General features: G+C 55.3%; 22 protein-coding genes. 14 read left to right on the top strand and 8 right to left on the bottom strand.

The window, feature by feature from the left end; translation table 11 throughout:
• The first annotated feature begins 94 nt into the window (after window positions 1-94).
• Window positions 95-502, top strand: a complete 408-nt coding sequence (locus WC598_RS12160) for a DUF4440 domain-containing protein (RefSeq protein ID WP_372961773.1) — start codon at window positions 95-97, stop codon at window positions 500-502.
• 85 nt (window positions 503-587) lie between these two features.
• Window positions 588-842: a SemiSWEET family sugar transporter gene (locus WC598_RS12155; RefSeq protein WP_372961772.1), complete on the top strand. Its 255-nt coding sequence runs from the start codon at window positions 588-590 to the stop codon at window positions 840-842.
• A gap of 718 nt (window positions 843-1,560) precedes the next feature.
• Here the strand turns inward: WC598_RS12155 and WC598_RS12150 are convergent.
• Window positions 1,561-2,145, bottom strand: a complete 585-nt coding sequence (locus tag WC598_RS12150) for a PKD domain-containing protein (protein WP_372961771.1) — start codon at window positions 2,143-2,145, stop codon at window positions 1,561-1,563.
• Between the two features lie 153 nt (window positions 2,146-2,298).
• Entirely contained in the window at window positions 2,299-2,904 is a 606-nt protein-coding gene (locus WC598_RS12145) for an RDD family protein (RefSeq protein WP_372961770.1), read from the bottom strand.
• 179 nt (window positions 2,905-3,083) lie between these two features.
• On the opposite strand from WC598_RS12145, the gene WC598_RS12140 reads away from it, so the two are divergent.
• On the top strand, window positions 3,084-3,563 hold the full coding sequence (locus WC598_RS12140) for a hypothetical protein (RefSeq protein ID WP_372961769.1): 480 nt from the start codon (window positions 3,084-3,086) through the stop codon (window positions 3,561-3,563).
• A gap of 12 nt (window positions 3,564-3,575) precedes the next feature.
• Here WC598_RS12140 and WC598_RS12135 read toward each other — a convergent pair whose 3' ends face one another.
• Window positions 3,576-4,655 (bottom strand): ABC transporter permease, encoded by a 1,080-nt coding sequence (locus WC598_RS12135; RefSeq protein ID WP_372961768.1) that lies wholly within the window; start codon window positions 4,653-4,655, stop codon window positions 3,576-3,578.
• The gene (locus WC598_RS12130) at window positions 4,652-6,463 is read right to left on the bottom strand and encodes an ABC transporter permease (RefSeq protein WP_372961767.1); all 1,812 of its coding nucleotides are present in this window, start codon (window positions 6,461-6,463) and stop codon (window positions 4,652-4,654) included. Before WC598_RS12130 ends, WC598_RS12135 begins: the two co-directional genes overlap by 4 nt.
• Before the next feature lie 184 nt (window positions 6,464-6,647).
• Here WC598_RS12130 and WC598_RS12125 point away from each other — a divergent pair, with 184 nt between their 5' ends.
• On the top strand, window positions 6,648-7,538 hold the full coding sequence (locus WC598_RS12125) for an ATP-binding cassette domain-containing protein (protein WP_372961813.1): 891 nt from the start codon (window positions 6,648-6,650) through the stop codon (window positions 7,536-7,538).
• A 73-nt stretch (window positions 7,539-7,611) separates the two neighbouring features.
• Here the strand turns inward: WC598_RS12125 and WC598_RS12120 are convergent, their stop codons facing one another.
• On the bottom strand, window positions 7,612-9,144 hold the full coding sequence (locus WC598_RS12120) for a beta-ribofuranosylaminobenzene 5'-phosphate synthase (RefSeq protein ID WP_372961766.1): 1,533 nt from the start codon (window positions 9,142-9,144) through the stop codon (window positions 7,612-7,614).
• Window positions 9,145-9,221: 77 nt separating this feature from the next.
• Window positions 9,222-9,605: a type II toxin-antitoxin system PemK/MazF family toxin gene (locus WC598_RS12115; protein ID WP_372961765.1), complete on the bottom strand. Its 384-nt coding sequence runs from the start codon at window positions 9,603-9,605 to the stop codon at window positions 9,222-9,224.
• A 158-nt stretch (window positions 9,606-9,763) separates the two neighbouring features.
• Between WC598_RS12115 and WC598_RS12110 the strand changes: the two genes are divergently transcribed.
• The 4 genes from WC598_RS12110 (at window position 9,764) to WC598_RS12095 (ending at window position 14,615) form a co-directional block, all read left to right on the top strand.
• Window positions 9,764-10,096, top strand: a complete 333-nt coding sequence (locus WC598_RS12110) for an AN1-type zinc finger domain-containing protein (RefSeq protein WP_372961764.1) — start codon at window positions 9,764-9,766, stop codon at window positions 10,094-10,096.
• Window positions 10,097-10,168: 72 nt separating this feature from the next.
• Window positions 10,169-10,897, top strand: coding sequence for a C39 family peptidase (locus WC598_RS12105; RefSeq protein WP_372961763.1), 729 nt, complete (start codon window positions 10,169-10,171; stop codon window positions 10,895-10,897).
• 155 nt (window positions 10,898-11,052) lie between these two features.
• Window positions 11,053-12,822, top strand: a complete 1,770-nt coding sequence (locus WC598_RS12100; RefSeq protein WP_372961762.1) for an ABC transporter ATP-binding protein — start codon at window positions 11,053-11,055, stop codon at window positions 12,820-12,822.
• Window positions 12,819-14,615 carry an ABC transporter ATP-binding protein gene (locus WC598_RS12095; protein WP_372961761.1) on the top strand — a complete coding sequence of 599 codons (1,797 nt, stop codon included), beginning with the start codon at window positions 12,819-12,821 and terminating at the stop codon, window positions 14,613-14,615. Before WC598_RS12100 ends, WC598_RS12095 begins: the two co-directional genes overlap by 4 nt.
• A 25-nt stretch (window positions 14,616-14,640) precedes the next feature.
• On the opposite strand, the gene WC598_RS12090 is transcribed toward WC598_RS12095, so the two are convergent.
• Window positions 14,641-18,324, bottom strand: coding sequence for a PAS domain S-box protein (locus WC598_RS12090; RefSeq protein ID WP_372961760.1), 3,684 nt, complete (start codon window positions 18,322-18,324; stop codon window positions 14,641-14,643).
• A 563-nt stretch (window positions 18,325-18,887) separates the two neighbouring features.
• On the opposite strand from WC598_RS12090, the gene WC598_RS12085 reads away from it, so the two are divergent.
• The 6 genes from WC598_RS12085 (at window position 18,888) to WC598_RS12060 (ending at window position 23,471) form a co-directional block, all read left to right on the top strand.
• Window positions 18,888-19,169 (top strand): hypothetical protein, encoded by a 282-nt coding sequence (locus WC598_RS12085; protein ID WP_372961759.1) that lies wholly within the window; start codon window positions 18,888-18,890, stop codon window positions 19,167-19,169.
• A 112-nt stretch (window positions 19,170-19,281) separates the two neighbouring features.
• Window positions 19,282-19,950, top strand: a complete 669-nt coding sequence (locus WC598_RS12080) for a flavodoxin family protein (RefSeq protein ID WP_372961758.1) — start codon at window positions 19,282-19,284, stop codon at window positions 19,948-19,950.
• A gap of 163 nt (window positions 19,951-20,113) precedes the next feature.
• Entirely contained in the window at window positions 20,114-20,947 is an 834-nt protein-coding gene (locus WC598_RS12075) for a type IV pilin (RefSeq protein WP_372961757.1), read from the top strand.
• A 111-nt stretch (window positions 20,948-21,058) separates the two neighbouring features.
• On the top strand, window positions 21,059-21,778 hold the full coding sequence (locus WC598_RS12070) for a PAS domain S-box protein (RefSeq protein WP_372961756.1): 720 nt from the start codon (window positions 21,059-21,061) through the stop codon (window positions 21,776-21,778).
• Window positions 21,779-22,276: 498 nt separating this feature from the next.
• Window positions 22,277-22,693 carry a hypothetical protein gene (locus tag WC598_RS12065; RefSeq protein WP_372961755.1) on the top strand — a complete coding sequence of 139 codons (417 nt, stop codon included), beginning with the start codon at window positions 22,277-22,279 and terminating at the stop codon, window positions 22,691-22,693.
• Entirely contained in the window at window positions 22,671-23,471 is an 801-nt protein-coding gene (locus tag WC598_RS12060) for a heterodisulfide reductase-related iron-sulfur binding cluster (RefSeq protein ID WP_372961754.1), read from the top strand. The genes WC598_RS12065 and WC598_RS12060 overlap by 23 nt, the downstream gene beginning before the upstream one ends.
• A 183-nt stretch (window positions 23,472-23,654) precedes the next feature.
• Here the strand turns inward: WC598_RS12060 and rbr are convergent, their stop codons facing one another.
• Window positions 23,655-24,227, bottom strand: a complete 573-nt coding sequence (rbr, locus tag WC598_RS12055; RefSeq protein WP_372961753.1) for a rubrerythrin — start codon at window positions 24,225-24,227, stop codon at window positions 23,655-23,657.
• Window positions 24,228-24,238: the final 11 nt, after the last annotated feature.

Raw genomic sequence — 24,238 nt, 5'->3', positions numbered from 1 at the left:
GTATGACGTGCTGATCTTTTTTCCCGACCATACTTTCGCACGGCGTGCTCACCCATTTTAACTCCCCGGTTGCTATTGTGTCCTGAGAATGCATATGAACAGTCCTGAACAGGGAACAGATGTTATTGAGATGATCCGGTCGATGAACCGGTGCTGGACCGAATCATGGAACGAACCGGCATTCCGGCGCTCCATTCACCCGGATGCTGTTGCTATAGTACCGACAACCCCGGGCCGCCTGGAAGGAAGGGAGGCATATGTCGCCGGCTGGAAAGGTTTTGCCCTTGCCGCAACAATCGGCTCATGGACTGAGACCGATCACCGGGTCCAATTCTACGGGGAGGGAAAATGTGCCGTGGTCACATACCTGTTTTCCATCACGTTTTCGATGGGAGGACAGGAACAGACCCTGCGGGGCCGCGACATGTTCTTCCTGGTCCGTGAGGATGACCGCTGGCTTGTTGCTGCCGACCAGTTCTCACCGGAACCGGCTTTCGCCTAACGCTTCTGCTGCCACTGAATAAGCGGGTATCTGCAGGGCAAAAACCGTATCATAGGTACGCAACCAATACTTCAGGAGATTGTTCATGGATCCCATTGTCGTTGTCGGTTCTATTGCCGGCATCCTTACCACCATCTCGTTTGTCCCGCAGGTAGCCCGGGCCTGGAAACTCAAGGAGACACGGGATCTCTCTCTTGCCATGCTCCTCCTCTTCAGTGCCGGGGTCCTGCTCTGGACCCTCTACGGATTCTGGGTCAGCTCACTGCCGATCATTGCGGCAAATACCGTCACGTTCTTTCTCATCCTGGTGCTCATCTGGCTGAAGATCCGGTATAAGTGACCGTGATTTCCGAGTTTGCGGGATCCGTATCTCCTATTTTCTTTTGGTTATCTAGAGAACGATCCAAAGGAGGACAAGAACAATTGCTGCGAGAAGTGCAGGGAGGTGGATCGGGTTGCCTGAACGGGACTGCAGGGCCGTTCTCTCATGGACATCGACACGTAAGAAAGCCGGATCCGAGTGACCGCCCCGGTGATCCCTCACACTGGGCATTGCCGTGTACGATCCCAGTACTTCACTAATCGACCTGTCAAAAATCTGAAGTGAATAGCAACACCATTATCAGCATCGCAATATTAGCATCGCAATCGATCTCCGGCAAAAAAATTTCAACCGCCCCCTCCCCCCCTGCTCACATTTTTTCAGGCAGGGTCCGGTTGATCTGCCGGATCGCTCACGCCGGAGAAAACTGGTTTCTGTTAGATAAATATCCAACAGTTGGATAATTATCCAACTGTTAGCAAGGTTACTGACACCAAAAGATCGCGATTGAAAATTTTCAGGCAGGGCCTGCTTGAAAAAAAATGCTCTGGAGAATACCTTAATCCAAACAAATCGTACGAACCCGGTGCGTCCCTAAATTTCCTCTGCACATAATGGATAGTCAGCAGGTACAGGATCGCAACGTTTCTGGATGAGGTCTTAGTATTCAGCTGACTCTTTGCCGTATAGTGACCATATCCGGCGCCCGCTGTCTTGTTAGATCTTGCACTTTTTTTTAGTCCGGGCTAAAAATTAGTGAAGTACTGGATCCGGGATGGGAGTATGTATGCACCGCTCTCCTGCCGGAGCCCTGCTTCCCATCGCCGAAATCCCCGTTGTATGTGATGATCATGCCCTCAGGATCATACGACTGTTCGGCAGAGAATGCAACCAGCAGGGGTGCATCCCCTCCGCGCCCGGGTGCAGCAGCGATCAAAGCAACGGGTTTCTGGTTTTCCGACACGGGTATCTGCAACGGGATATCGACCCTGACGGCTTCTATGTCCGAAAAATTTCTGGACGTAGTTGCTGCACCGGCTATCGTAATTAAGGGGTTTTCCACGGCATTTGCAAACATTATCGATTCGAACCGTCCCTCATCATCTGTTTTTCCGGATTCGGGTGACAGGGTCACACCCTTAATCCTGCTCACGAGCGTGATGTCAACTCCTTTGAGGGGTACCATGTATTCGCCCATGGCAAAAACGGTAATAACACAGGCGCCCCCCGGTTCGACCGACGGGGGCTGGCTGCTGATGTTCATGCGGTACGGTGCCATGGGAGCAGCCGTGCCGATGAGGAAGATGGAGATGATGAACACGGTGTACGCTGCTCTCCGAAGTACGAATAATTGTTTTATGGTAAAAACCGGCCACCGCCGGTGCGCTGAGATCGGTTTACCCGATGGATTATCCCCTTTTTTACCGACCGGCATTCCGGCCCGGGCGGGATCCATCCTCGGAAAAAAAGTGTATTAATTCTGGAGGAGTACGAGGGAGCCCGCTATCTTGTCGTGGAGACCCTGACGCTTCTTCGTGAATGCAATCATCAAAAAGCCGATGAAGATGATCAGCGCGGAGATGTACTTGCCGAAGAACCGGAGCGTTGTCCGTGCAAATGTTGGCTTGGTTCCTGCAAGATCGGTGACGATGAGATGCATGAGCACTTTTCCCGGAGTTGCCTGGCTGCGCGAGGATTCAAAGCCCGCAAAGTAGAGCCAGGGGATAACAATGAGGATCATGCCAAACGAGGCAACGATCGGGCCAAGCGCCGCATCGAGCGATTGTGCTTCCGTGAGGGCACTGTAATGGACCCCGGTTGCCATAAAATAGGCATATTTTATCCCGTTCACGAGAGAGAAGAACGTGATCACGACCGAACCGATAAGAATGATGAGGATGATATCGACGATGAATGCGATAAACCGCCGCCCGAGACCGGCATACACGCCAACATCGGGAGCTTCGTCCTCCTCCGGGGATATTGCAGGGGCTGTCGGGAGGGATTCGATATCCGCCCCGCACCACTGACAATATTTTCCGGATGCATCAGTCTCTTTTCCGCACTTAGGACAGAACATTCCCTGTACTCCTGATATGTAAAGTTAATCCGGGTGTCCTTTTTAATTTAACTGTTCGTTCCCGCCTTTTTCGGGTGGTATCGGGCGGAATTACAGGCAACGGCAAAAAGCCTGTTTCCCCGCCTGCCACTCCTGGCGGAGCACAAATCAGTAATATGAATAAAATGAAAGGAATCTGCATGAAATACACCCTGATCCTGTGCGTCCTGTCCGGGCTGATCCTCTGTGCGCTTATTGCCGGCTGCACCAGCCCGACCGGAGCGGCGATCCCGCCGGTGGAAACTCCCGTAACCCCCCCACCCACAACGGCCTCTACCTCTGCCGCAACCGTTGTCTCGACACCCGTTGCCGTGGATACGCTCCCCGCTGAACAGTACGTGGATCTCCGTCTCACCAAGGAGCGCCCCGATGCTTCCATCCACCTGCTCTTCAACGGGGGCAAGGGGGAAATTGTCGTCCAGAGCATTCTCCTGCGGGTAACAAGGTCTGACGGTCAGGTCATCGAGTCCTCCATGAACGACGGGACGAGAAAACCAAGACGGGGGGACGAAGTCGTCATTACGGGAACCCGGGGCAATGACAGGGCCGAGGTCTTCGTGACGAGTGCCGGCAAAACCTACAAGGTTCTCGACCAGCCAATCCTCTCTTCCCCCTCCTGATAGGATCCTTTTTTAGTTATTTGTTGCCCGCCCGCTCATTCGTTGAGCGTAACGCTCCAGGAGGTACCCGAGCAGGATGACTACGGCCGCCGCTGCCCCGAGGAGCACCCACTGTTCCATCCCGGCGCTTCCCACGGCAAGCCGGGTCAGGAGGTTGAGCGGGTTTGCCGGGAGTGCGAGAACGAAGAGGATAACAACAACGAGCGCAGTCGAGAAGACGAACTGTGCCGCCGTGCGCTCCCGGTAATACAGCGCGGTCAGCGCCCCGAGCAGGATCAGGACAAACGAGGAGATTACGACGTGCAGGAGGATCAAACCAGCGTTCTGGATCGCGATACCGTTGATCATGAGAAGGATGAGCCACGCCCCGGCCTGGATGGGGACGAGCAGCTCGCAGGCCAGCACCTTGCCCCAGATTATCTCGGAGAACGTGACCGGGGTTGAGATGAGCGTCTCGAGAGTCTCGTGCTGGTACTCCTCGGTTATCAGGTCTATGACAAGGGCAGACGCGATGATGGCCGGCATGAAGACGAGGAGGGGAATGAGGAGCCCGTACACAAACTCGTAAAAGTCCCCGCCACCCCGGGTTTTGGGAACCTGAACCGGCAGTGGCATATCGTTGAGGCGTCCGCTGCGGATCTCCCGCAGGTCTTTTTCATAGATCAGGAAAATATCCTTGAGTTTGACGTCGACTATCGCGCTCTGGAGATCGTTCTGGAGTGTATAAAGCGTGATCTTGACCGGTTCATCGGCAGCAGGGTCTGTGTCCGGAACGTAGATAACTGCGGCGAGTTTTCGTTCCCTGAGCGCCTCCACGCCCTCAGAGAGATCCATGCGGTACACCCGGAAGTCCGGGCTGTCCCGGAGGTGGTCCAGCAGGGGCGAACTGTTCCCGGCATACCCGATGCTGTAACGGTAGTGGGAATATTTCGAGAGCGAGGAGGGATCGTACATGGACGTGAGCCCTACCATGAGGAAGGACGAGAAGAGTGCGATGAAGAGCTGGAGGAGAACCGCAAGGAGGATCGTCCTCTCGTTGAAGAGGCCAGTGAACTCCTTTTTTGCAATGATTTGGAGGTGACGGGACTTCATTTCAGCCACCCGAGGATAAAGTAACTGTTGTAAAGGCAGTGGGCGAGCGTTGCGAGAATGAGACCGGCTGCGAACCCTCTCTGTCCCCAGAGCTTCAGTGAGCATCCCACGATAAGGACGCAGATGAAATGGAGGAGGAACGGCATCCAGAGCACCCCGAGCGAGAGGAAAAGGATGCTGCCAAAGACCGATTCGGTGATCTGCGCGAGCGTGACAAATAGGAGCAGTTTCTCGGCAACAAGGAACCCTGCTGCCGTCACCGCGCAGGCAATGATGAGGTTTTTCCACGAGAAAAATGCAGGATTCGTTGCAAAAAGCGCGTAAAGACCCATGGCTTTTGCGAGCTCCTCAATGAATGCCGCAAAGACGAGCAGCAGTACGAGCGAGTAGGGCATGGGCAGGTTGAAGAAGAGCACCAGGCTCATCAGCTGCACCATGAAGACGAACGGAATGGACAATGCCGTCAATACGAAGAGCGAGACATACGGGTGCCTTCGGGAAAGGGTCTCAGAAAGGAACTCACGGATTCTGGGCAGGAGCCGTTTCTCCGAGAAGAGCCGTTCCTCCTTGAAATTGCATACCGCAATGTAGATGAGAACGGCCCCGGTCAGCCAGAAGAGGGAGGTGGAGTAAAGGTAATCCGTGGCGGTCCAGACCGATCCCTGGAGCGTGAGGACGATGAGTGTTAAGGGCGAGATGAGGCTTACCACGTGGACGTTTGCAAAGATGCTCGGGAAGAAAAGGTAGGATGTGGCAACCGTCGAGAAGAAGATCGAGATGAATGAGAGTTCCTTGAAACTCCGGGCTACCATCCCGATGATGAGGGCGTTTGCGAGGAAGAAGAAGATGATCGGGATGAGCGGGAGCAGGATGAGGAGCGGGGCCCCGAGGTACAGGGTGAGACCGGCACAGATGAGCAGCATGCCGGCTGCATAGGGGAGGGCCTTTCCTATCAGGAGTGCGGAGGTTCTTACCGGAGTTGAAAGGAGCACCTCTCCCTTGCGCTCGATCCGCTCGTTCATGATGCTCATCATGAAGAACTGGGAGGTGAAGTAGAGGGGAAAGATGAAGACGAAGACGAGGATGATCGAATCGAACGGGAGCGGGGGTGAGAGCTGGGATGGCGTCTTGAACGATCCCATGGTGTTGCTGGAAGATGATGAAAGGACTTCGGTATACCGCGAAATCTGGGTATTCTTTGCATTCGTCCTGACCAGTTCCTCGCGAATCTCCTCTTTGGAGAATGCCAGGGTTGGGGATGGCGTCGGGACGTGACTTACTTCCCCTTCGGGCACCGGTGTTCCCGCACCCGGGGCTGCCTGGACGTACTGCCCGCTCTGGGTGGCAAGGAAGTTCAGTTCGCTCTTGACTGCCACGACATCGATCCAGAGCGGGTAGGCGGCAAAGAGATCCTCTTCCCCGTTGTAAACCTGGTTTTTGTATTTGGCATAATCCCGCTCAAGGGTCTTTACTGCGGCTTTGCTCTTCTCGGTGGACCCCGGGTAGACCCACCCCTGTACAACGATGAAATCGAATGCATTCCGGTTCCTGAGAAGCGACGGGACATCGAGATTGTACACAGAGAACCGGACATCGCTTGCAATGAGCGCAGCTACCTGCGGGTCATCCACCCCGACCTCGTACATCCCGTCCTGGATATGCATCCCGCTCTGGGCTGCAAATCCCGTGACAATGACGAGGAGAACCAGGAGAATGATGGCGACCGGGAGGACATTCCTGCTCATCATGGTGAAGGACTTTTTTACTTCCCATCGCGCGATGGTCCGGATGTCAGAGAGCATGCTCATGGTGAAGGTCCGTTCATGATTCCATCCGCCGGACGTCCGGTACAGGCTTGTCAGGGTCAGGAGGGTTGGTTAACAAAGTAGTGTTTATGATTGGTCAAATAGTACGCGGTGCTGGCAGGGCCTGTCCCCCATCCCAACCTATATCACCCCCACACAACAAGTCTGAATGGTAAGGCGAGCTTCCATGATCACTGCCCGCAGTCTCACGAAAAAGTACGACGGTTTTACCGCGCTCGATAATGTCAGTTTCGGGTTCGATGACGGGGAGATCTTCGGCATCATCGGCCACAACGGTGCGGGCAAGACCACGCTTCTCAAGATCATCTCCGGGCTTGTCACCCCAAGTTCCGGCGAGCTCTTCATCAACGATACCGATGTGATAAAAAACCCGGCCGCCCTCAAGGAGCACCTCGGGTACCTTCCCGAGGAGTCCCGTCTCTACGAGACGATGACGGCCGAGGATTACCTCATGTTCTTCGGCGAGATTTACGGTCTCTCCCCGCAGGAGATCCGAATCCGCACGAGCCAGCTCTTTGCTGCCCTGTCGCTTGAACCCGAGGGGAAGAAGATCGGCGAGTTCAGCAAAGGCATGAAGCGGAAGACTGCGATCGCCCGGTCGCTAATCCACGACCCGTCGTTCCTGGTCTACGATGAAGCAACGAGCGGCCTCGACCCGATGACCTCGCGGTTCATTGCAGACTATCTCAGGCGGCTCAAGGGTGAAGGAAAGACGATCGTCCTTTCGGCCCACAACCTCTACCAGGTTGAAGCGATCTGCGACAAGGTGATGATCCTCAGGCGCGGCCAGGTGGTGGCGTTCGGCAACATGCACCAGCTCCGCGAGCAGTTCGGCTCTTTGACCTACACCATCTTCTTCTCGGTTGACGATCCCGCGAAACTGATCGGCCACTCCAAGACATACCGGCAGGAAGAGGGGCTCTTTGTCTGCGATGCAAAGGATATGGGAGAACTCAACGAGTGCACCGGTCTCATCGGTGAGGCGGGAGGAAAAGTCGAGAAGATAGAGTCCCGGTATCCCTCGCTTGAGGAGATGCTCTTAAAAATCGGGAAATAATTATTACGGTGTACTCGGGACAAACCGCGTTTCCCCGGGGCAGTGCAGTGTTGTTGGGGTGGCCCGGGGGGCTTTATGCTACCCTGACATCCGCCCCGCTGTTCCGGGCCGTGGTTATGATGGTTTTTCCCCCGCCGTAATCGTTCATATATGACTGCGCTGCCTGGTCGATTGCGCTCATGCCGGTATCCCCGACTGCATACACCGCCGGGCCAAACGAGCTCAGGCCACACCCGGCTGCCCCGGCTCCCCTCAGCACAGGAAGAAGGCCCGTCACCTCCGGGGGCTGGAGGGAGAGCTCCACCTTCTTGAATCCGAGACCCTGCACCGCGTTGACGGACGAGCCGAAGAGGTCGAGATCCCGGCCGGCAATCCCCGGCAGCATCCTCATCAGGATCTCGTGAGAGAGTTCCCGTACTTCGGCAAGGGGGACCGGGCAGTTGCTCCGGAAAATATCCGTCTCGATCTTCCCGCTGGCTCCCGGGGGAACATCCGGGATGGCAAGAAGGATCTTCCAGTCTGAAGGAAAGTCGTGACGTGCAATGACCGGCGGGGGTATGATACCCCGTGATGCGGAGGACGGCCGGAAGTCTGTCTTCTCCCCGCCAGCACCGAACCGGTGTCCTCCGTCGATGATGAATCCCCCATATTCGAAGGCAGCCGTCCCTATCCCTGACGTTCCGCCACGGCCAACGAGTCGGGCGAGTTCCTTTACCGGCAGGTGCCTTCCATGAAGTTCGCTGATTGCCCGGGCAACGGCAAGCGCGAGCTGGGAACCGCTTCCGAGGCCTATATGGGATGGGTAGTGACTGCGGACCGAGATCGCAACGCTTCCCCCGGCCCCGATCTTCTGGAGCACCTCCGCTGCGATCCGGCCGACCCGCTCCTGCAAGGCAAAATCCCCTCCGTTCACGGAAAGGACCGAAGAGAGCTCCGCTTCCAGCAGGATCCCGGGCTCGTCAAGAGTGATACCTACGCCACCGTCGACACGGCCGGACCCCCCGTGCATATCGATCAGGGTTACGTGGATCCGGGCAGGTGTCCTGACAATGACCCGACGCGTGTCGGGGAAACGGTTGTAGGGGAACTGCTCCTCGATAAAGATCAGGGGCTTCTCCGCATGGATGATCCGGTACTGCCGGGAGAGGACCGGCTCGTTTTTGCAGATGGAGAAGATCCTGCCGGCTTCTTCTGTTGCCGGTGTGACTTTTGCGTTCAGGATCTCCCGCCGTGCCTCGATGTGGTGTTGTTTGATGATCCTCCCGATCGGGATGTCGGCTTTCATCAGGTCGTCTTTGAATGCCGGAGAGAGCCGGTCAATGGGTGTGTGGGATATCGCATAGATCAGGACTTCGCCATCACCTTCGGTCATGATCTCCACAACCCGGTAGTTCACCGGGTCGCCTTGTGTTATGCCAAGGTTATCCGCGGTGGCGGGATCGGCGGCAACGATTGTCTGGACCAGTGTCCGGATAACCACTTTTTTGCCGGTTATGGATTCCAGCAGCTGGGTGACCGACCCGTCGGTCCCGAGCAGGAATTTCTGGACCGCGGAGATCCGCCCCACCTTTGCTTCGATCTCACGAATGGCCTCTGAAATGTCCATCCAACCAACGTTATCCCGGGAAAATGATAAGGATGCTGATGCACCAGAACGTGCAAAAAAGATTCTTCTTTGTCCCGTCAGCGAATCCGGGACCGGGCCGGCTTCTGCTGCCCCGCGTTGGAGTCCCGCTCCCTCGGTGACGGTACCTGCCGGGCAATTTCTAGAATGTACTCATCCATGAGCCGGCCTTTCTTCCCGATTACCTCGCGGCTCTGAAGCGTCACGATCCGGGAGGTCATCACGTAACTTTCTGAAAAGAGATCGAGGCCTCCCGATGTAAAATCATCGATAGTGAGTGGCAGGGATGGTGCATCGGTGGGTGGCTTGCTGCTGATCGGGCAGACCCGGAGTTCGCCGGCCGATGTGGCAGAGACCACGACGACCGGACGGGTCTTTGCCAGCTGCCGCTCATCCAGAGCAACCGAAGCGAGGAGGACATCCCCCCTGATGTACTGCCCCATGTCCAGATATGTCCGGTGTAAATGGCTATAAGGAATACGATCCCGGGATATCCTCCGGAGGGGAAGAAGTCCCAAACGGCGCAACAACTTATCTCGGATTCGCTGCAGGGCTCCTGAACCGGGACGGTTATATGCAAAAACGCCTCAACCGGAGGATCATGTCGGCTTGCGAAAACTGCGGCACCGAGTGCGCCCTGCCCTTCACCTGCGATCACTGCGGGGGCAAGTTCTGTCCGGACTGCCGGCTCCCGCCCAACCATAACTGCACCGGGCTTGGCCGCTGGAATCGAAAACCCCGGCCGTCGGTCAGCATGAATTACGGAAAAGGGGGGGTCTCTGTGACCGGTGGGGGATATATTCCTGATCAACGGAACAGGACAACGAAAAAACCGGCAGCTGGTGTCTTATACCTGAAGATTATGATCATCATCATCGCTCTCGTACTGATCGTGCTTGCTTGGCTCTCCCTCTCTGGTATGTCGGCAGTATGAGGCCGCGAACACTTCTGCACCTTTTTTTAACTGACGGCGCGAAAAAAACAATACTACTCAGGAGCCGGTTTCATGCGTCGCCTTTATGTCGTTCTTACCATCTGCCTTGTTATTCCGGTTATGGCGCTTGCCCTCAGCATGGTTTTTTCGCATGTCACTCCCCTGCAGAATCCGTCAGGGATCCGGTATGGTCTTGACACGTCCTTTCCCGAACCAGGATATTATACCGGTATCGATTTTGATACCCTGAAATCCAATGATCATCTCACCGTAATCCCGCTCAAAAGTTACCGGCAGCAGATGACCAACTACAGCTGCGGGGCGGTAGCGGCGATGACCGTCATGTCGTATTATGGAAAACCCCTGCCCAATGCCGATGCTGAAGAGGAGCGTGTTGCCCGTGAAATGAACCCTTCGGTTTCCACGGAGACCGGGATAAATCCGGAGCAGGTCACCACGTGGTTCAACCGCAACGGCTGGAATGCCACGTGGGGAACGAACGGCACCGGCGTCATGCTCCGTGAGAATCTTAAAAACGGGATTCCCACGATGGTGGAATGGATCGACTGGGGCGGTCACTGGGTAGTGGTTGTCGGGTATGACACCCGGGGAACGGAATCCGGGTGGGATGATGTTATCATCTTTGCCGATTCCGTTGACAGCCACGATGATCGGGTGGACGGGATCACGTACTTCAATTACGGGGAGTTCGATGCAATGTGGTTTGATGCCCATTATTTCCCGGAGAACATGAAGAACCGGGCATGGGTTGTTGCGGTGCCAAATACCACCTCACCGTAATACAGGCAGGAACGAATGTCCTTTTTTTATCCCCGTATCAGAAAATTCGTTGCTCCGGATTTCTCTGGCCCGGTCATGAGGCCGGATCTGACAAAGTTCGGAATATATAATATGGTATGAAGGGATCAATCAGATACGATACGTGAAGTGAGGACATGAACACTCTTGCACGGCTTTTCGGCATCTGGGACGATGATAAAAAATGGCTCGTGTTCTCCATCCTGCTCACGATTGGCGCAGCCTTCTGCACGCTCGCGGTCCCGTCCCTCTCCCAGTCCCTGATCAATGAGGGAATTATTGGCAACGATCTTGGCAGGGTCCTCCATTATGGCGGGTACATGCTCCTATTCACCCTGATTGCCGCGATCCTCCAGGTGGTGAACACCCTCATCGCGGTCAGGTTCTCGGAAGAAACCGCCCATTATCTACGGACTGAAGCCTACAACCGGATCCAGCAGCTCTCGTTTGGCAACATCGACCGGCTGCGACCGAGCGACCTCCTCGTGCGTCTCACCAACGATGTCCAGAATATCAAGATCGCTATCCAGCAGGGGATTCTCAACCTCCCGCTCGTGCCGGTCATGCTCATTATCACTGTCATTCTCTTCGCAATCCGTTCTCCCGCCCTCCTCGGGCTGATGCTGCTCCTTGTGATCATCTTCTTTTTACTTCTTGTCACGTATCTTCGGTTTGTCCTGCCGGTCTTCGCTGAACGGCAGGAGAAATACGACCAGATGGGTGGAGCTCTGCAGGAGAACATGGCGGGTATCCGTGTGGTTAAGGCATTTGTCCGCCAGCACCTTGAGAACAAACGGTTCGCCACGGTTGCCGGCTCGGTGAGGACCGCGTCTCTCCGGGCCCAGACCAGCATAGCCATCCTGATTCCTACCATGCTGCTCGTTGTCAATCTCTCCCTTGCCGCGATCTTTTGGATCGGGGGGACCCGCGTATTGGAAAGTACCGGTTTCTCGGTCGGCGAAGTCGTTGCCTCGATCCAGTATCTTTTCCTCCTGATCATGCCATTCATGATCCTCGGCACGGTGCTGCCGGCCATCTCATCAGCCCGCCCTTCGCTCGACCGGATCTTTGAGATTCTTGACACACCAGCTGATGTTCAGGATGCGGCGACTCCAACAATCCCTGACATTGTCTCTGTACAGGGGCGGGTGGTTTTCGACCATGTCTCGTTCGGGTACCGGAACCCGGACAACACCTCCGGCCCCCTTGTACTTCGCGACATCAGCTTTACTGCAGAGCCGGGAGAGACGATAGGATTTCTTGGCACAACCGGTTCAGGTAAGTCCACGCTCGTCAACCTCATTCCCCGGTTTTATGATGTCACTGACGGTAGTATCGCTATCGATGGCACTGATATCCGGTCAATCCCCCAGGATACCCTGCGGCGGATCGTGGCCATCTGCCTCCAGCAGCCGAACCTCTTCTTCGGGACCATCCGCGAGAACCTTCTCTTTGCCGCGGATGACCTGTCGGATGACAACATGATCGCCAGTGCAGAGGATGCCGATGCAGCAGGGTTCATCAGCAATATCCCCCTGAAGTACGAGGATGCGGTCGCCCGCCACGGTGCGAATTTCTCCGGTGGCCAGCGGCAGCGTCTGGCTATCGCCCGGACGCTTGCGGCCAAGCCGAGGATCCTGATCCTCGACGACAGCACGAGCGCCTGTGATGTAGCGACCGAGGCCCGCATCCAGGACAGGATCAACCAGCGGTTCAGCGGCGTCACCAAATTTCTTGTTGCGCAGCGGATCAGCACCGTGATTGCCGCCGACCGGATCCTTCTTCTCGAAGACGGGAGGATCATCGCTTCGGGAACCCACGAACAGCTCCTGAATGAAAACCCGCAGTACCAGGAGATCTATAACTCACAGCTCGGCCGGGGAATTCTTGGGGGCGGTGCAGCATGACCGTCCGAAGGAAATCTTCCGGAAACGAACCGGTTCTCCAGATGGTTCCTACCCTCCGGCGCTTCCTGATGTATCTTGCCCCCCTCCGGCTGAAACTGGTACTGGTTGTCATCTTCATGGCGGTCTTTGCGTTCATGGAAGCGATCTTCTCTATCCTGATGGGCCGGGCAACCAACATCATCTCGGCAACCGGTGGACAGGTCGGGGCGCTCATGCAGGTCATAGTCTTGCTCGTCATCACCGGTATTGTCATCTGGGTCTCCGGTCTCATCTCCCAGAAACTGCTCTCGGAGATCGCGCAGGAAGCGCTCTTACAGCTCCGCACTGATCTCTTTAAGCACATCCAAACGCTCTCCCTCGACTTCTTTGACCGGCGCCCGATTGGAGAGCTTATGAGCCGTGTCACCAATGACACGCAGGTCATCGAACAGTTCCTCTCCATCGGGGCGCTCGAGACCGGTCAGGCAATCCTGTCGATCGTGATCACGAGCATCATCATGCTCTGGATCAGCCCGGTCTTAACGGTCCTCTCCTATATCGTGGTCATCGCTCTTGTCGGGGTCTCCTGGCTGATCACGAAGGTCTCCGGCCCTGCGTTCTCCCTCCTGCAGGAAAAAACAAGCAACCTGAACGGCTTCACTGAAGAGTGGCTCTCGGGCGCAAAAACCATCATAGCGAGCCGACGGCAGGACGAGGCCTCGCGGCAGTTCGAACGACAGAGCCGGAAGGTGGCCGGGATCGGGGAGAAGGCCCAGTTCTCGGCCCTGATCAACCAGCAGGTCTCCACCGTCTTCACCACGATCCTAACGGTCCTGCTCCTCGTGGTCGGGGGCCTGATGGTGATGGAGGGCATGGCCGAGATAGGCACGCTCATTGCCTTCATCGGGTTCTCGTTCGCCCTCCTCAACGGGTTCACCACCATCTTCACGGTCTATGCCCAGATCCTCAACGCGATTGTCGGGGCCACACGGGTTTTCGAGGTCATAGACGAGCGACCTACCGTTTCCGATGCGCCGGACGCGCCTGTCATGCCAGTTGTTGAGGGCGACGTGGTCTTCGATCACGTGGACTTCTCCTACATCAAAGGTCGCCGGGTGCTCACTGACAACTCGTTCCATGCAGCTCCGGGGCAGGTCTTCGGGCTCTGCGGGCCAACCGGGGCCGGGAAGAGCACCATCATCAACATCCTCACGCGGTATTACGATATCAGCGGCGGGGCGATCACGGTGGACGGGACAGATGTCAGATCCGTGCAGCAGGACACGCTTCGGGTCCAGGTTGCCCAGGTACTCCAGGAGCCGTTCCTCTTCTCCGATACGATTATGGCAAACCTGAAATACGCAAGAGAAGGGTCAACCGACGAGGACTGCATTCAGGCTGCAAAACAGGCCAATGCCCACGATTTCATCCTCCAGCAGCCCAAAGGTTACAAGACTGTTCTTATTGATGGGGGTATCAACCTCTCACAGGGCCAGCGCCAGATGCTCACGATTGCGCGGGCCATTGTCGCAAACCCCCGCATGCTGATCCTTGACGAAGCAACGAGCAACGTGGACACCCGGACGGAGAAACGGATCCAGGAAGGTCTTCTCACCCTCCAGAAGGACCGGACCTCGTTCATCATTGCCCACCGGCTCTCCACGATCCGGCATGCTGATGTGATCCTGGTCATCGACAAGGGCAGGATCATCGAGAGCGGGAACCATACGGAACTGATGGATAAAAAAGGATTCTATTACGATCTCTACATGAGCCAGTTCCGGGGCAAACTCACGCCAATCGTCAGCGGGTAATAAGGTGGTGGGACTAAGATCTAGGTCAGGGCACTGAACGGTATGTGCCTTTCGGGATCGTGATCTCGAACCGGGCACCCCTGCCATACGTCCCGGTCTCGCTGATGGAGATGCTGGTGATGGCGAGGATCTCCCGGGTCAGGAAGAGGCCAAAACCCGTGTTCCTGCCGTACCCTTTCTGGAACAGTTTGGATTTCTCGGTAAGCGGGATACCAACTCCGTTGTCCTCAACAAAAACGATCAGATCTTCGCCCACCGTCCCGCACCGGACCGAGATGGCGGTCACATGCTCCCCATGCCTGACTGCGTTGTCAAACAGGTTGAAGAACACTTTTGAGAGCATCGGGTCTGCATAGATCTCAAACGAGGTACAGGTGCAGGTGACCCCAACGTTCCTTGGCTCTGCTGCTAGGACCAGGTCACAGAGTGCCTGCCAGGCCGGGGCCCCCTCCCCCAGCTCCTGGTAGGCCCGCGTGAACTCGATCTGGCGCCGGATAACCTGCGCGGAACTCTCTATTTTGGCAATGAAGTCGGCGATCACCGGATCGGGTTTTTTCATCATCGCAAGCTGGGTATACCCAAGGAGGGTGGTGAGCTGGTTTGCAACATCGTGCCGTGTGATGCTGTTGAGCAGGTTGAGTTTCCTGCTGGTTTCCCGGATCGCCACCTGTGACCGCTTCATGTCGGTGATATCCCGGGCAGTACCCACAACGAAGAGGATTGATCCATCGTTGTCGAATACCTGGGAAATGTTAGCTACCTGTATCCGGATTGACCCGTCTGCGTGGAAGACCCGGTATTCCACATCAGTCCTTTGAGGACCGTCATGAATGGCGTTTTTCAGGTATGTCTCGCACGTTGCAACATCATCGGGATGGACAATGGAGCGGAAGGATTTCCCGGTGAGATCCGATGGAGAGTACCCGAGCAGTGCTTTTGCGCTCGGGGAGACAAAGGAAAAGATTCCCTCCTTGTCCAGCGTGAAGATGATGTCGTGGCTGTTCTCAACGAGCATCCGGTACTGGCCCTCGGATCTGCGGAGTGCCTTTTCTGTTGCCTTTCTGCCGGAGATGTCCCGGGTGAGGGTAATTATGCGGACCTTACCTTCCTCATGCACAACGGCAGCATTGATCTCAACCGGAATAACCTGGCCCGTGCGGTCCATGTAATTAATCTCGAAGTCCCGTATGCTCCCTTCCTGAAGACACTGCCGGACAGCCGCTGCATTTTTCGTGCGTTCATTCTCGGGGGTCCACTCAAGTACGCTCCTGCCAAGGATCTCCGGTAGGCTGGCTCGTCCGGTCAGGCGGACATACTCGGGATTTGCGTCAATTACCTTCCCCTTGTCGTCAAGGATCACATAGCCGGTCCCGGTTACCTCCACCAGGAGCCGGTACTTCTCCTCGCGTTCATGGATGGCATCGGTGCTCTTTGCCAGGGAGTCGTATTGTTCCCTGAGCTCCTCTTCAGCAATTGAGATCTGTTCATACGCCGCCTGAAGGCGTGAATCTTTCAGTTTTCGCTCCGTGATATCCACAAGGACGCCGGTAAAGACCAGTTCGGTCTTATGCTCGACAGGGCATGACGACCCCGAGAACCAGATCTCATCCCCGGAGGGCTTTACGAACCGGCCTTCAAAATTCCAGGGTTTCCGTGCGATAGTAGCGGTTTCAATGGAGTCAAGGAACCGTGCACGGTCCTCCGGGTGGACATGGCTTGTAAACCATTCAAGGAAGTCCGTGATGGTTTCATCCGTACCGAAGATCTTTTGTCCCGATTTGAGGTTGACATAGTAGAAACCGATCTCTCCGTTGGATCGCAGGTAATTCTGGTAGACCACGCCGGGAATGGTGGATGCTATCTCCTCCATCTGCTGTTTGCGGATCCTGAGTTCATTCTGGGCTGTGACCAGTTCGTCGTACCGGACCCGCAACTCCTCCCGGGTCCGTTCCAGTTCCGACACGTCTGCGGTCATGGTCAGGATCGCAGGCTCGTTGTGGAGCATGACCGGGAGTGACGAGATGAGGATATGATATTTGTTCCCATTCTTTGCTATCCTGGTGACCGCTTCCCTCTCGACCCGGATGCCGGCTCTGAGAAGGTTCACAAGCCTTTCCTGGTCTTCGGGTGACAGCAGTCCCAGTTCAAGGGAATCTTTGCCGAGTACCTCATCTTTTGTATAACCGCACTCCTGCAGGAATGCCTCATTGACGTCAATATATTTGTGTGTCCTGCGGTCATTGATGACGATCGGGTACGGACTGTTCTCGAAGATGGACCGGAATCGCGCCTCGTTCTCGATGAGTCCGGCTTCGGTCTCTTTTTGCCTGAGTACCTGCCAGAGTCCCTGCATCAGGAGCAGGAGTTCCTGCACGTCGATGTCGGTGTAATCCGATGCTTTATTTGCCACTCCCCCCACCAGCACAACGCGGCCGTTCTCGATGACCGGCACACTCATATGACGGACGATCTGCGGATGACCGGCCGGGTATCCCTTTTTCAGCGGGGACGACGCAGAGTAATTATTGGTTATGACCGGCCGCCGCTGCCGCACCGGTTCTCCCCAGAGGCCGGTCTTTTCAGTTTTGTAAATGATCGGTTTTTCCCGGAGTGCGCACTCCTTCATGGCGGATCTCGACCAGGCGTACATGGTGAGTTCGCTCTCGTCTTCGTTCAGGAATGCCAGGTACCCAAGCGGGCTGTCGGTAACTACGCCCGCCCCCTCGACAGCATAACTCATGAGTTCCTGACGCCTGCCCCTGGCGCGTTCGTAGAATCCGAGCATGTACCGCAGCCTAGCCTCGCTTACCCGGATCCGGTTCTCGTTCACAGCAAGTTCGTCGAACTGGGACCTGAGCTCTTCGCCGGATGCAGCCAGCTGCTCGTTCAATGCCCTGAGTTCTTCTTCGGATTTCTTCAAGTCCGTAATGTCCCGGATGGATTCGATTGCTCCGATGACATCGCCATCCCGGTTGCAGAGCCGGCTTACCTTTGCCATGACATCGATCCGTCTGCCTTTCGGGTGGGGGAGGTTTGTCTCTGCCGAAATACTGTTACTCTCCCTCTTGATGCCGGAATAGTATTTCATCACGGTATCGTCGGGTTCGAAGATGAGATCGATCAGGATTGGCCTTCGGCTCCCGTAGAACGGGATCGCGTACTCATAATCTCCCTTCCCGAGAATATTGGAGGCTGGAATTCCGGTCATCTCCTCGATTGCCCGGTTCCAGGCAATGACCTGCCCGTTTGTATCAATGGCAAAGGTGGCGTCCGGGAGGAAGTCAATGATGTCGGATAAGCGTTTTTCCGAATCCCAGAGCGCTTTCTCCGTACGTTTCCTACTGATTGCCTGTCGGAGCTTATGGGAGAGCTCGGCGAACTGTGCCCGAGGGTCGCCGCCTTTCTGGAGGTAGAAATCAGCGCCGTTGTTGATAGCTTCGATAACCACTTCCTCTCGCCCGCGGCCGGTGAAAAGGATGAACGGGATATCCGTGTCTGCTTTCCTGACGGCTTTGAGGAGCTCGATACCGTTCATACCGGGCATCTGGTAATCGGAAACAATGGCATCAAAGTCCATTCGCTCCAGGTGGGCGAGCGCCCCATCCCCCGATTCGACCGTGCTGACCTCGAATTCACCGGAAGTTTCGAGAAACAACCGGCCGATCTCGAGCAGTTCGGGCTCGTCATCCACGTACAGGAGAGAGAACATTGTTCAATGCTTCTCCTGATAATTGATATTAGTTTCTGTTGCTGAGATCGAATGGTGGGGACCGGACTATTATACGAACCCGCATGCCCGGTGAACCCCTCGTCCGGAAAGGCTGTGATAATAAGTCTTCGTAAAATGCCCGGTTTGGCAATCGGACATTAATTTAGAGAACCGAAAAAATTCCGGGCGCTCTCCAGTGGAAACGGTGCCAACGCCCGGCAAAAATCCTCTTAAAATCGGTTCTTTTTTGAAAAAAGCCGTTTTAACCGGGATAAAACCGTGCAATTTAGCGGGCTTTAAACGTGTGGGAAGATCCGAATACCGCTCAGTCAGTTTTATAGGTTCTCCTCCAACCGGAAGCCACGCTGACCTCATTTCAAAATGGGGTTTTAAATTCATTATTTTTGAAAAATGGATGTAATTATACGATATTTACACTTGCCCTCATCCTGCCAGTGGGTGGACTTGGGAATCTCCCTCCACCCGGTTTTCCGGATATGCCGGCACTTGCGGAACTTATTAGTGGTTGGGGCGTGAAATTGCTGTGAATCCGGAGTACCTGCATGTGGCTTGAACTGCTGACGTTAATCATTGGAATCGCTTTTGGCTTTTTCCACCATGGGAAGGAAGACTACAAAGGTCTTCTCAAAAATAGCGTGATCGCCGGAATCGTCATGAGTATTATTTTCGTGCTCGTCTCGATGTTCCTCTTTCCGGGAGGTTTGAGCATCAGTCTCGGCATCCTTGGAATGTTCGGCCTCTTTATCATAATCGTCATCTTCGTGATCCTCTTTATCGTGGGTGCTTTCATCGGCGACTGGCTCGAACGTGTCCTGAAAAAATAGTCCTGCAGGTAACCGGCATACCGCCCCCAGTCCATTTTTTCATACCAGAAGAAAACCCACTTCCCATAATACCTTTCACCGCCCAATCTTCTGCAACGGGAGTTATAAAAAAATGAAAATTGTCGCTATTAACGGAAGTCCCCGGACCACCCGGAGCATCACGAGACAACTTGCCGCTCTTGTTCTTGAAGGAGCAGCAGAGGCCGGCGCTGAGACCGAGATGATCGATCTCTGCGATCTCCGCGTAACACCCTGCACGGCCTGCGAGGGCTGTTCGATCAACGGGATCTGCGTATTCGAAGACGATCTTCCCACGCTCGTTGAACGGATGAAGGACGCGGACGGGATCGTCTTTGCATCGCCGGTCTATATCGACAATGTCTCCGGCCAGATGAAGATCTTCTTCGACCGGCTCGCGGACGCGATCCATTACCAGGTTCTGAACGGAAAATACGGGTGCTCGGTTGCGACCACGCACACCTCCGGTGGGGATCAGGTTGTCGCATACCAGAATCATGTCCTCAACTACCTTGGCGTGATCACGGCGGGAGGGGTCAGCGTTGCAACCGGCGGGATTCAGGAAGCCGTGGAGGCAGCAGAACCGGATGCCCGGGTGCTCGGGACGAAACTCGCCGGGGCGATAACGGACGGTTTCTCCGCTCCGGAACAGGACGCGGAGATTACCGGCAACCGGGAATTTTTCAAAGATCTTGTTACTGAGAACCGGGATTTACGGGTTGAAGACTACGAGCGATGGGTCCGACTGGGCTGGATCAGATAACCAGCACGATAAATCCCGCCTCATCTGGATGAAACCCGGCGATGGAGCGATCCCGAAAGAATCTGGTGTATTCGGTTTCATCTCCCCCTCTCTACAGATACTATTTTATTCAACCATGTTGATGTGACACACAATGAGATCTTGTGAGGATGCATTCAGTGAAATGACCGATGAAATCCTCATTCTCGCTATCGTCATGATCCTCGGTGCTGTCATTTTTGTAGTTGTATTCGGGGTGGTTCCCCAGATCCCGAAAGGAGCCTATATCACTGCTGATGTCTCCCTCAAGCAGATGCCCGGCTATTCTGCGATTGCCATCAGGCACCGAGGAGGAGACGTCCTGAATTTTTCGGGAAGTACTGAGACGTCCTTTCCGGTATCGATCTATGTGGATACCCCGGGAGGTTCGTTCAGGGCGGTCCCAGGCCCGGCCATCGGTGAATTCCGGCCGGGCAACACGGTATACCTATATCATACCGGCACCGGCTACAACCTGGTATCGAGCCTCATCGGTGTGGCCGCGCTTCCCCAGTTATCCGAAGACCTGCGGGTCAGGATCGTTGATCCCGTTTCCGGTCTCATGATCCTTGAATGGAAGTCTCCGAAGTTCGGAACAACTGCAACAAAGACCGTTGTTCCGATATCCACCGTCTCAACAACGATCACTACTACGCTCACTAAAAATGTTACGCCAACTGCAACGGTCACGACCTTTGCCCCGGTAACAACATCAATCCCCTCAGGTCCCGTTATATCCGTCTCATGGTCACCACCCGGCCTTGGGACCATCTCGCCGCCGGGAGTTACCCCCGGGACCGTGGTCGTACCGGATGGCGCCAGTCAGACCTTCACGTTCACGCCAAAATCCATGAAATCGGTGCTCTCCATCAGTCTGGACGGGTCACCGGTATCCTTCGGGGGATCGGTGGGACAGACCACCACATACACCCTGTCCAATGTACACGGCGCCCATACCCTGACCGCGACATTTGGCTAGGCTGAACGAACGATGACAACCATCTCAACAGATCCGGTATGGCTTGTGGAATCTGTGATCCCCTCGTTTGAAACGGTGAGATATTTAACCCGGTAACCAGTATTGAATACCATGGAGACTCCGGTCCCTGAAAAAAAATCGTTTATCTCCTGGAGATTTGTCCTCCTCTTGGCCCTTTCTGCAGTTGTTCTTCTCCTGACGGTGTATTGTCTCCAGAATGGCATCCAGACGATCTTCACCCATATTTATTACGTCCCCATTATCCTCGCTGCCTACTGGTACCAGGAACGAGGTGTAATGTATTCAGCGGTTATGGGCATCATTTATCTTGCCCTTGACATTCTCATAACCGGGTTCAATCCGCAGTATATTGTTGCAGCCGATACCCGGGTTGTTGTTTTTATTATCATCGCAGCCGTGGTCATGATTCTTTCGAAGCGGGTAACCGTCCAGCAGCGTGCTATCGAACAGTCAGAGAAGAAGTTCCATACCATCTGGGAACATATCCAGGCCGGTATCATCGTTGTCGATGCGGCCTCCCATGAGATCATCTCTGTCAACCCCGAAGGAGAGCGACTGACCGGGTACATGGAAAAAGAGATGATCGGGCATACCTGTCACCAGTTCATCTGTCCGGCGGAGAAAGGGAGATGCCCGATCAGCGATCTGGGTATGACCATCGATCGATCTGAGCGCGTTTTACTCCACAGGGACGGTGGATCGGTCCCGGTGCTAAAAACCGTGACCGCGACAACGATTGACGGCCGGAATGTCCTGATCGAGAATTATGTTAGGATCCCCGCAGATCCCACCGCAGAAAAACACGAATAATGGTGGGCAGGAAAGGGTCTTTTTGCAGCTCGAATAACAGGAATTCCCTGCTTCCCGAAGTATGCATGAGGGTGTTCCCAGACATTCGCAAGTGGTTACAAATACCGGGCAGAGCGTGTCCCATTCCCTCTTCTCGCCCGCTATCGGAACCAAGAAAAAACCAAAAAAAAAAAAAAAAGACCGGTACGCACTCCATGGCAGATCATGCATTCTACTCCGGATTAATACCCTAGTTCGTGCCGGTTGCAGCCGTTTTTTTCTGCATTGTTGGTACCTACCTACTCCTAACCGCCTGGGGGCACGGGAGGCCGGATCGGATCCTCTTCTCCGTGGCCCGGGAAGCATTCCGGGATGGAGCCTCAGTATTTCTCCGGGTCCTGGTGCTTGCCGTCCTCCTTTTCCGCAGGGTCTGGAAACGGAGCCGGCGCCGCTGGGCCGTGCACATGGCGATCATCTGGAGCTTTATGATCCTTGCTCTCTTCCTCCACCTCTCGGTAATTGCCCTCTTCCTTTCGTTTATCGATCCGGACGGGACTTGGCGGGGCATTTTTCCGGTATATCGACAGTATCCGCATCCCGTACTCCCTCTTGGCGCACCCGCTCGTTCTCGCGGCAGGTTTTGCCCTTGCTCGGCGGCTTTTTGTTCCCGAAGTGAGGAAACGGACCTGGTTTGCGGATTATTTCATCGTCATTGTCGTGCTCGCCATCGGGATTTTCGGCATGACTGCCGAATGGTTTGCCGGTTTTGACTTCTTCATCGGCAAATCCCTCTTCAACATGAACCTTGCCCTCGATATTCTCGCGCTGCATCTGTATGTAACCTTCCCGCTCTTTGTCATGGTACTGCCATGGACCCGGTTCCGGCATATCCTCGTAACACCGCTCGTCCTGCTTGCCCGAAGAGGAGAAGATTGAACTGGCTTGGCCTGATCCTGAAGTGATCCGGCTGCGCCGGTTCACCCCGGTCCAGCTGTTGGAACTGGATGCCTGCCCGGTGGTCAGGGCCGGTTATCCCGATGGCGCAATGGAACGCATTGCCGGCTTACGGCGGCTTGGGACCCGGGAGGCTCAAGTACTCACACATCTCCTCCGCAATCCCTCCTTTGAAGAGAAACTGGCAGCCCTTTTCTCAAGCCTCTTCCGGTGCACCTCGTGCGGGGCCTGTGCCGTTATCTGCGAATCGGGGATTGCCACCACCCCGCTCTGGGAATCGATCATGGGTGCGGCACGGGAGCTGGAGTACAAGGATGCAATAATTGAATGGACTGTCCGGATGATCGTGGATACAAAGAGCCCATACGGCAACAGCAGTTCGGACCGGGTTGCCTGGATCCCCGCAGAGATCCCGGTTGCCGATTCCGCCCCCGTCGGGTTCTTTCCTGGTTGCACGGCAGCGTTCCGGCAACCGGAGATCGGGCAGGCCGCCATCCGGATCCTGGCAAAATCCGGAATACTGTTCTGCATGCTCAAAGAGCGGGAATCGTGCTGCGGATCGTTCTTGTTCCGGACCGGGTCATGGATAGACTATCAGGAGACCATCCTTGCCATGATCGAGGATCTTGAGAGGCGGGGGGATCAAAGCCCGGGACCCCGGTCTTGCCCTGGCCATTGTACGGGAGAAAGTATCAGAGGTGAACCGGCTCCATGCCGGCATCCTTGCCTCAAACTGCCCGTTCTGCCGGAGAAACTTTGAGGATGTCCGTGCCGAAACCGGATCCTCCTTTGAAGTCCTCGACATCATCCAGCTGGCAGACCGGATGATTGAATAATTATCGAGGGATTCTCCCGGGAACCCCGCCGAAGATACCCCCCGGATGAATCCGCTAACCCGGGCCGGGAAGAGCCATGTCGGCCGAAAGAAAATAAGGGGAAATAATCAGTAATTTCCTGCTGTAATCTCGAAGTATGCCTGCGGGTGATCGCAGACCGGGCACCTGGGTGGTGCATTTTTCCCGTCATGGACATATCCGCAGTTCCTGCAGTACCATTTTGCGGGCATCTCCGATGTAAAGACGGTCCCGCTCTCCATATTAGCCAGCAGTTTCCTGTACCTTGCTTCATGGTGCTCCTCGACTTTTCCCACCATCTTGAAGTGGTAGGCGATATCCTTGAACCCCTCTTTTGTGGCCGTAGCAGCAAACGTTGGGTAGAGCGTGCCCCACTCCATCTCCTCGCCTGCTGCTGCTGCGGCAAGGTTCTCCTTCGTGGATCCAATCATGCCAGCGGGGAACGCTGCGGTAATCTCCACCTCGCCGCCGTTCAGCAGTTTGAAGAATGATTTGGCATGCTCCTTCTCCTCTTCTGCGGTCTGTAGGAAGATCGCCGCTATCTGTTCGTACCCCTCTTTCTTTGCCGCACTCGCAAAGAAACTATACCGGTTCCGTGCCTGCGACTCACCGGCAAATGCCGCGAGCACATTCTTCTCGGTCTTGCTGCCTTTAAACTGCATAGTGATACTGC

The organism is Methanoregula sp., assembly GCF_041645475.1.
Lineage (GTDB): Archaea > Halobacteriota > Methanomicrobia > Methanomicrobiales > Methanospirillaceae > Methanoregula.
This window is presented reverse-complemented; position numbering and strand designations above follow the sequence as displayed.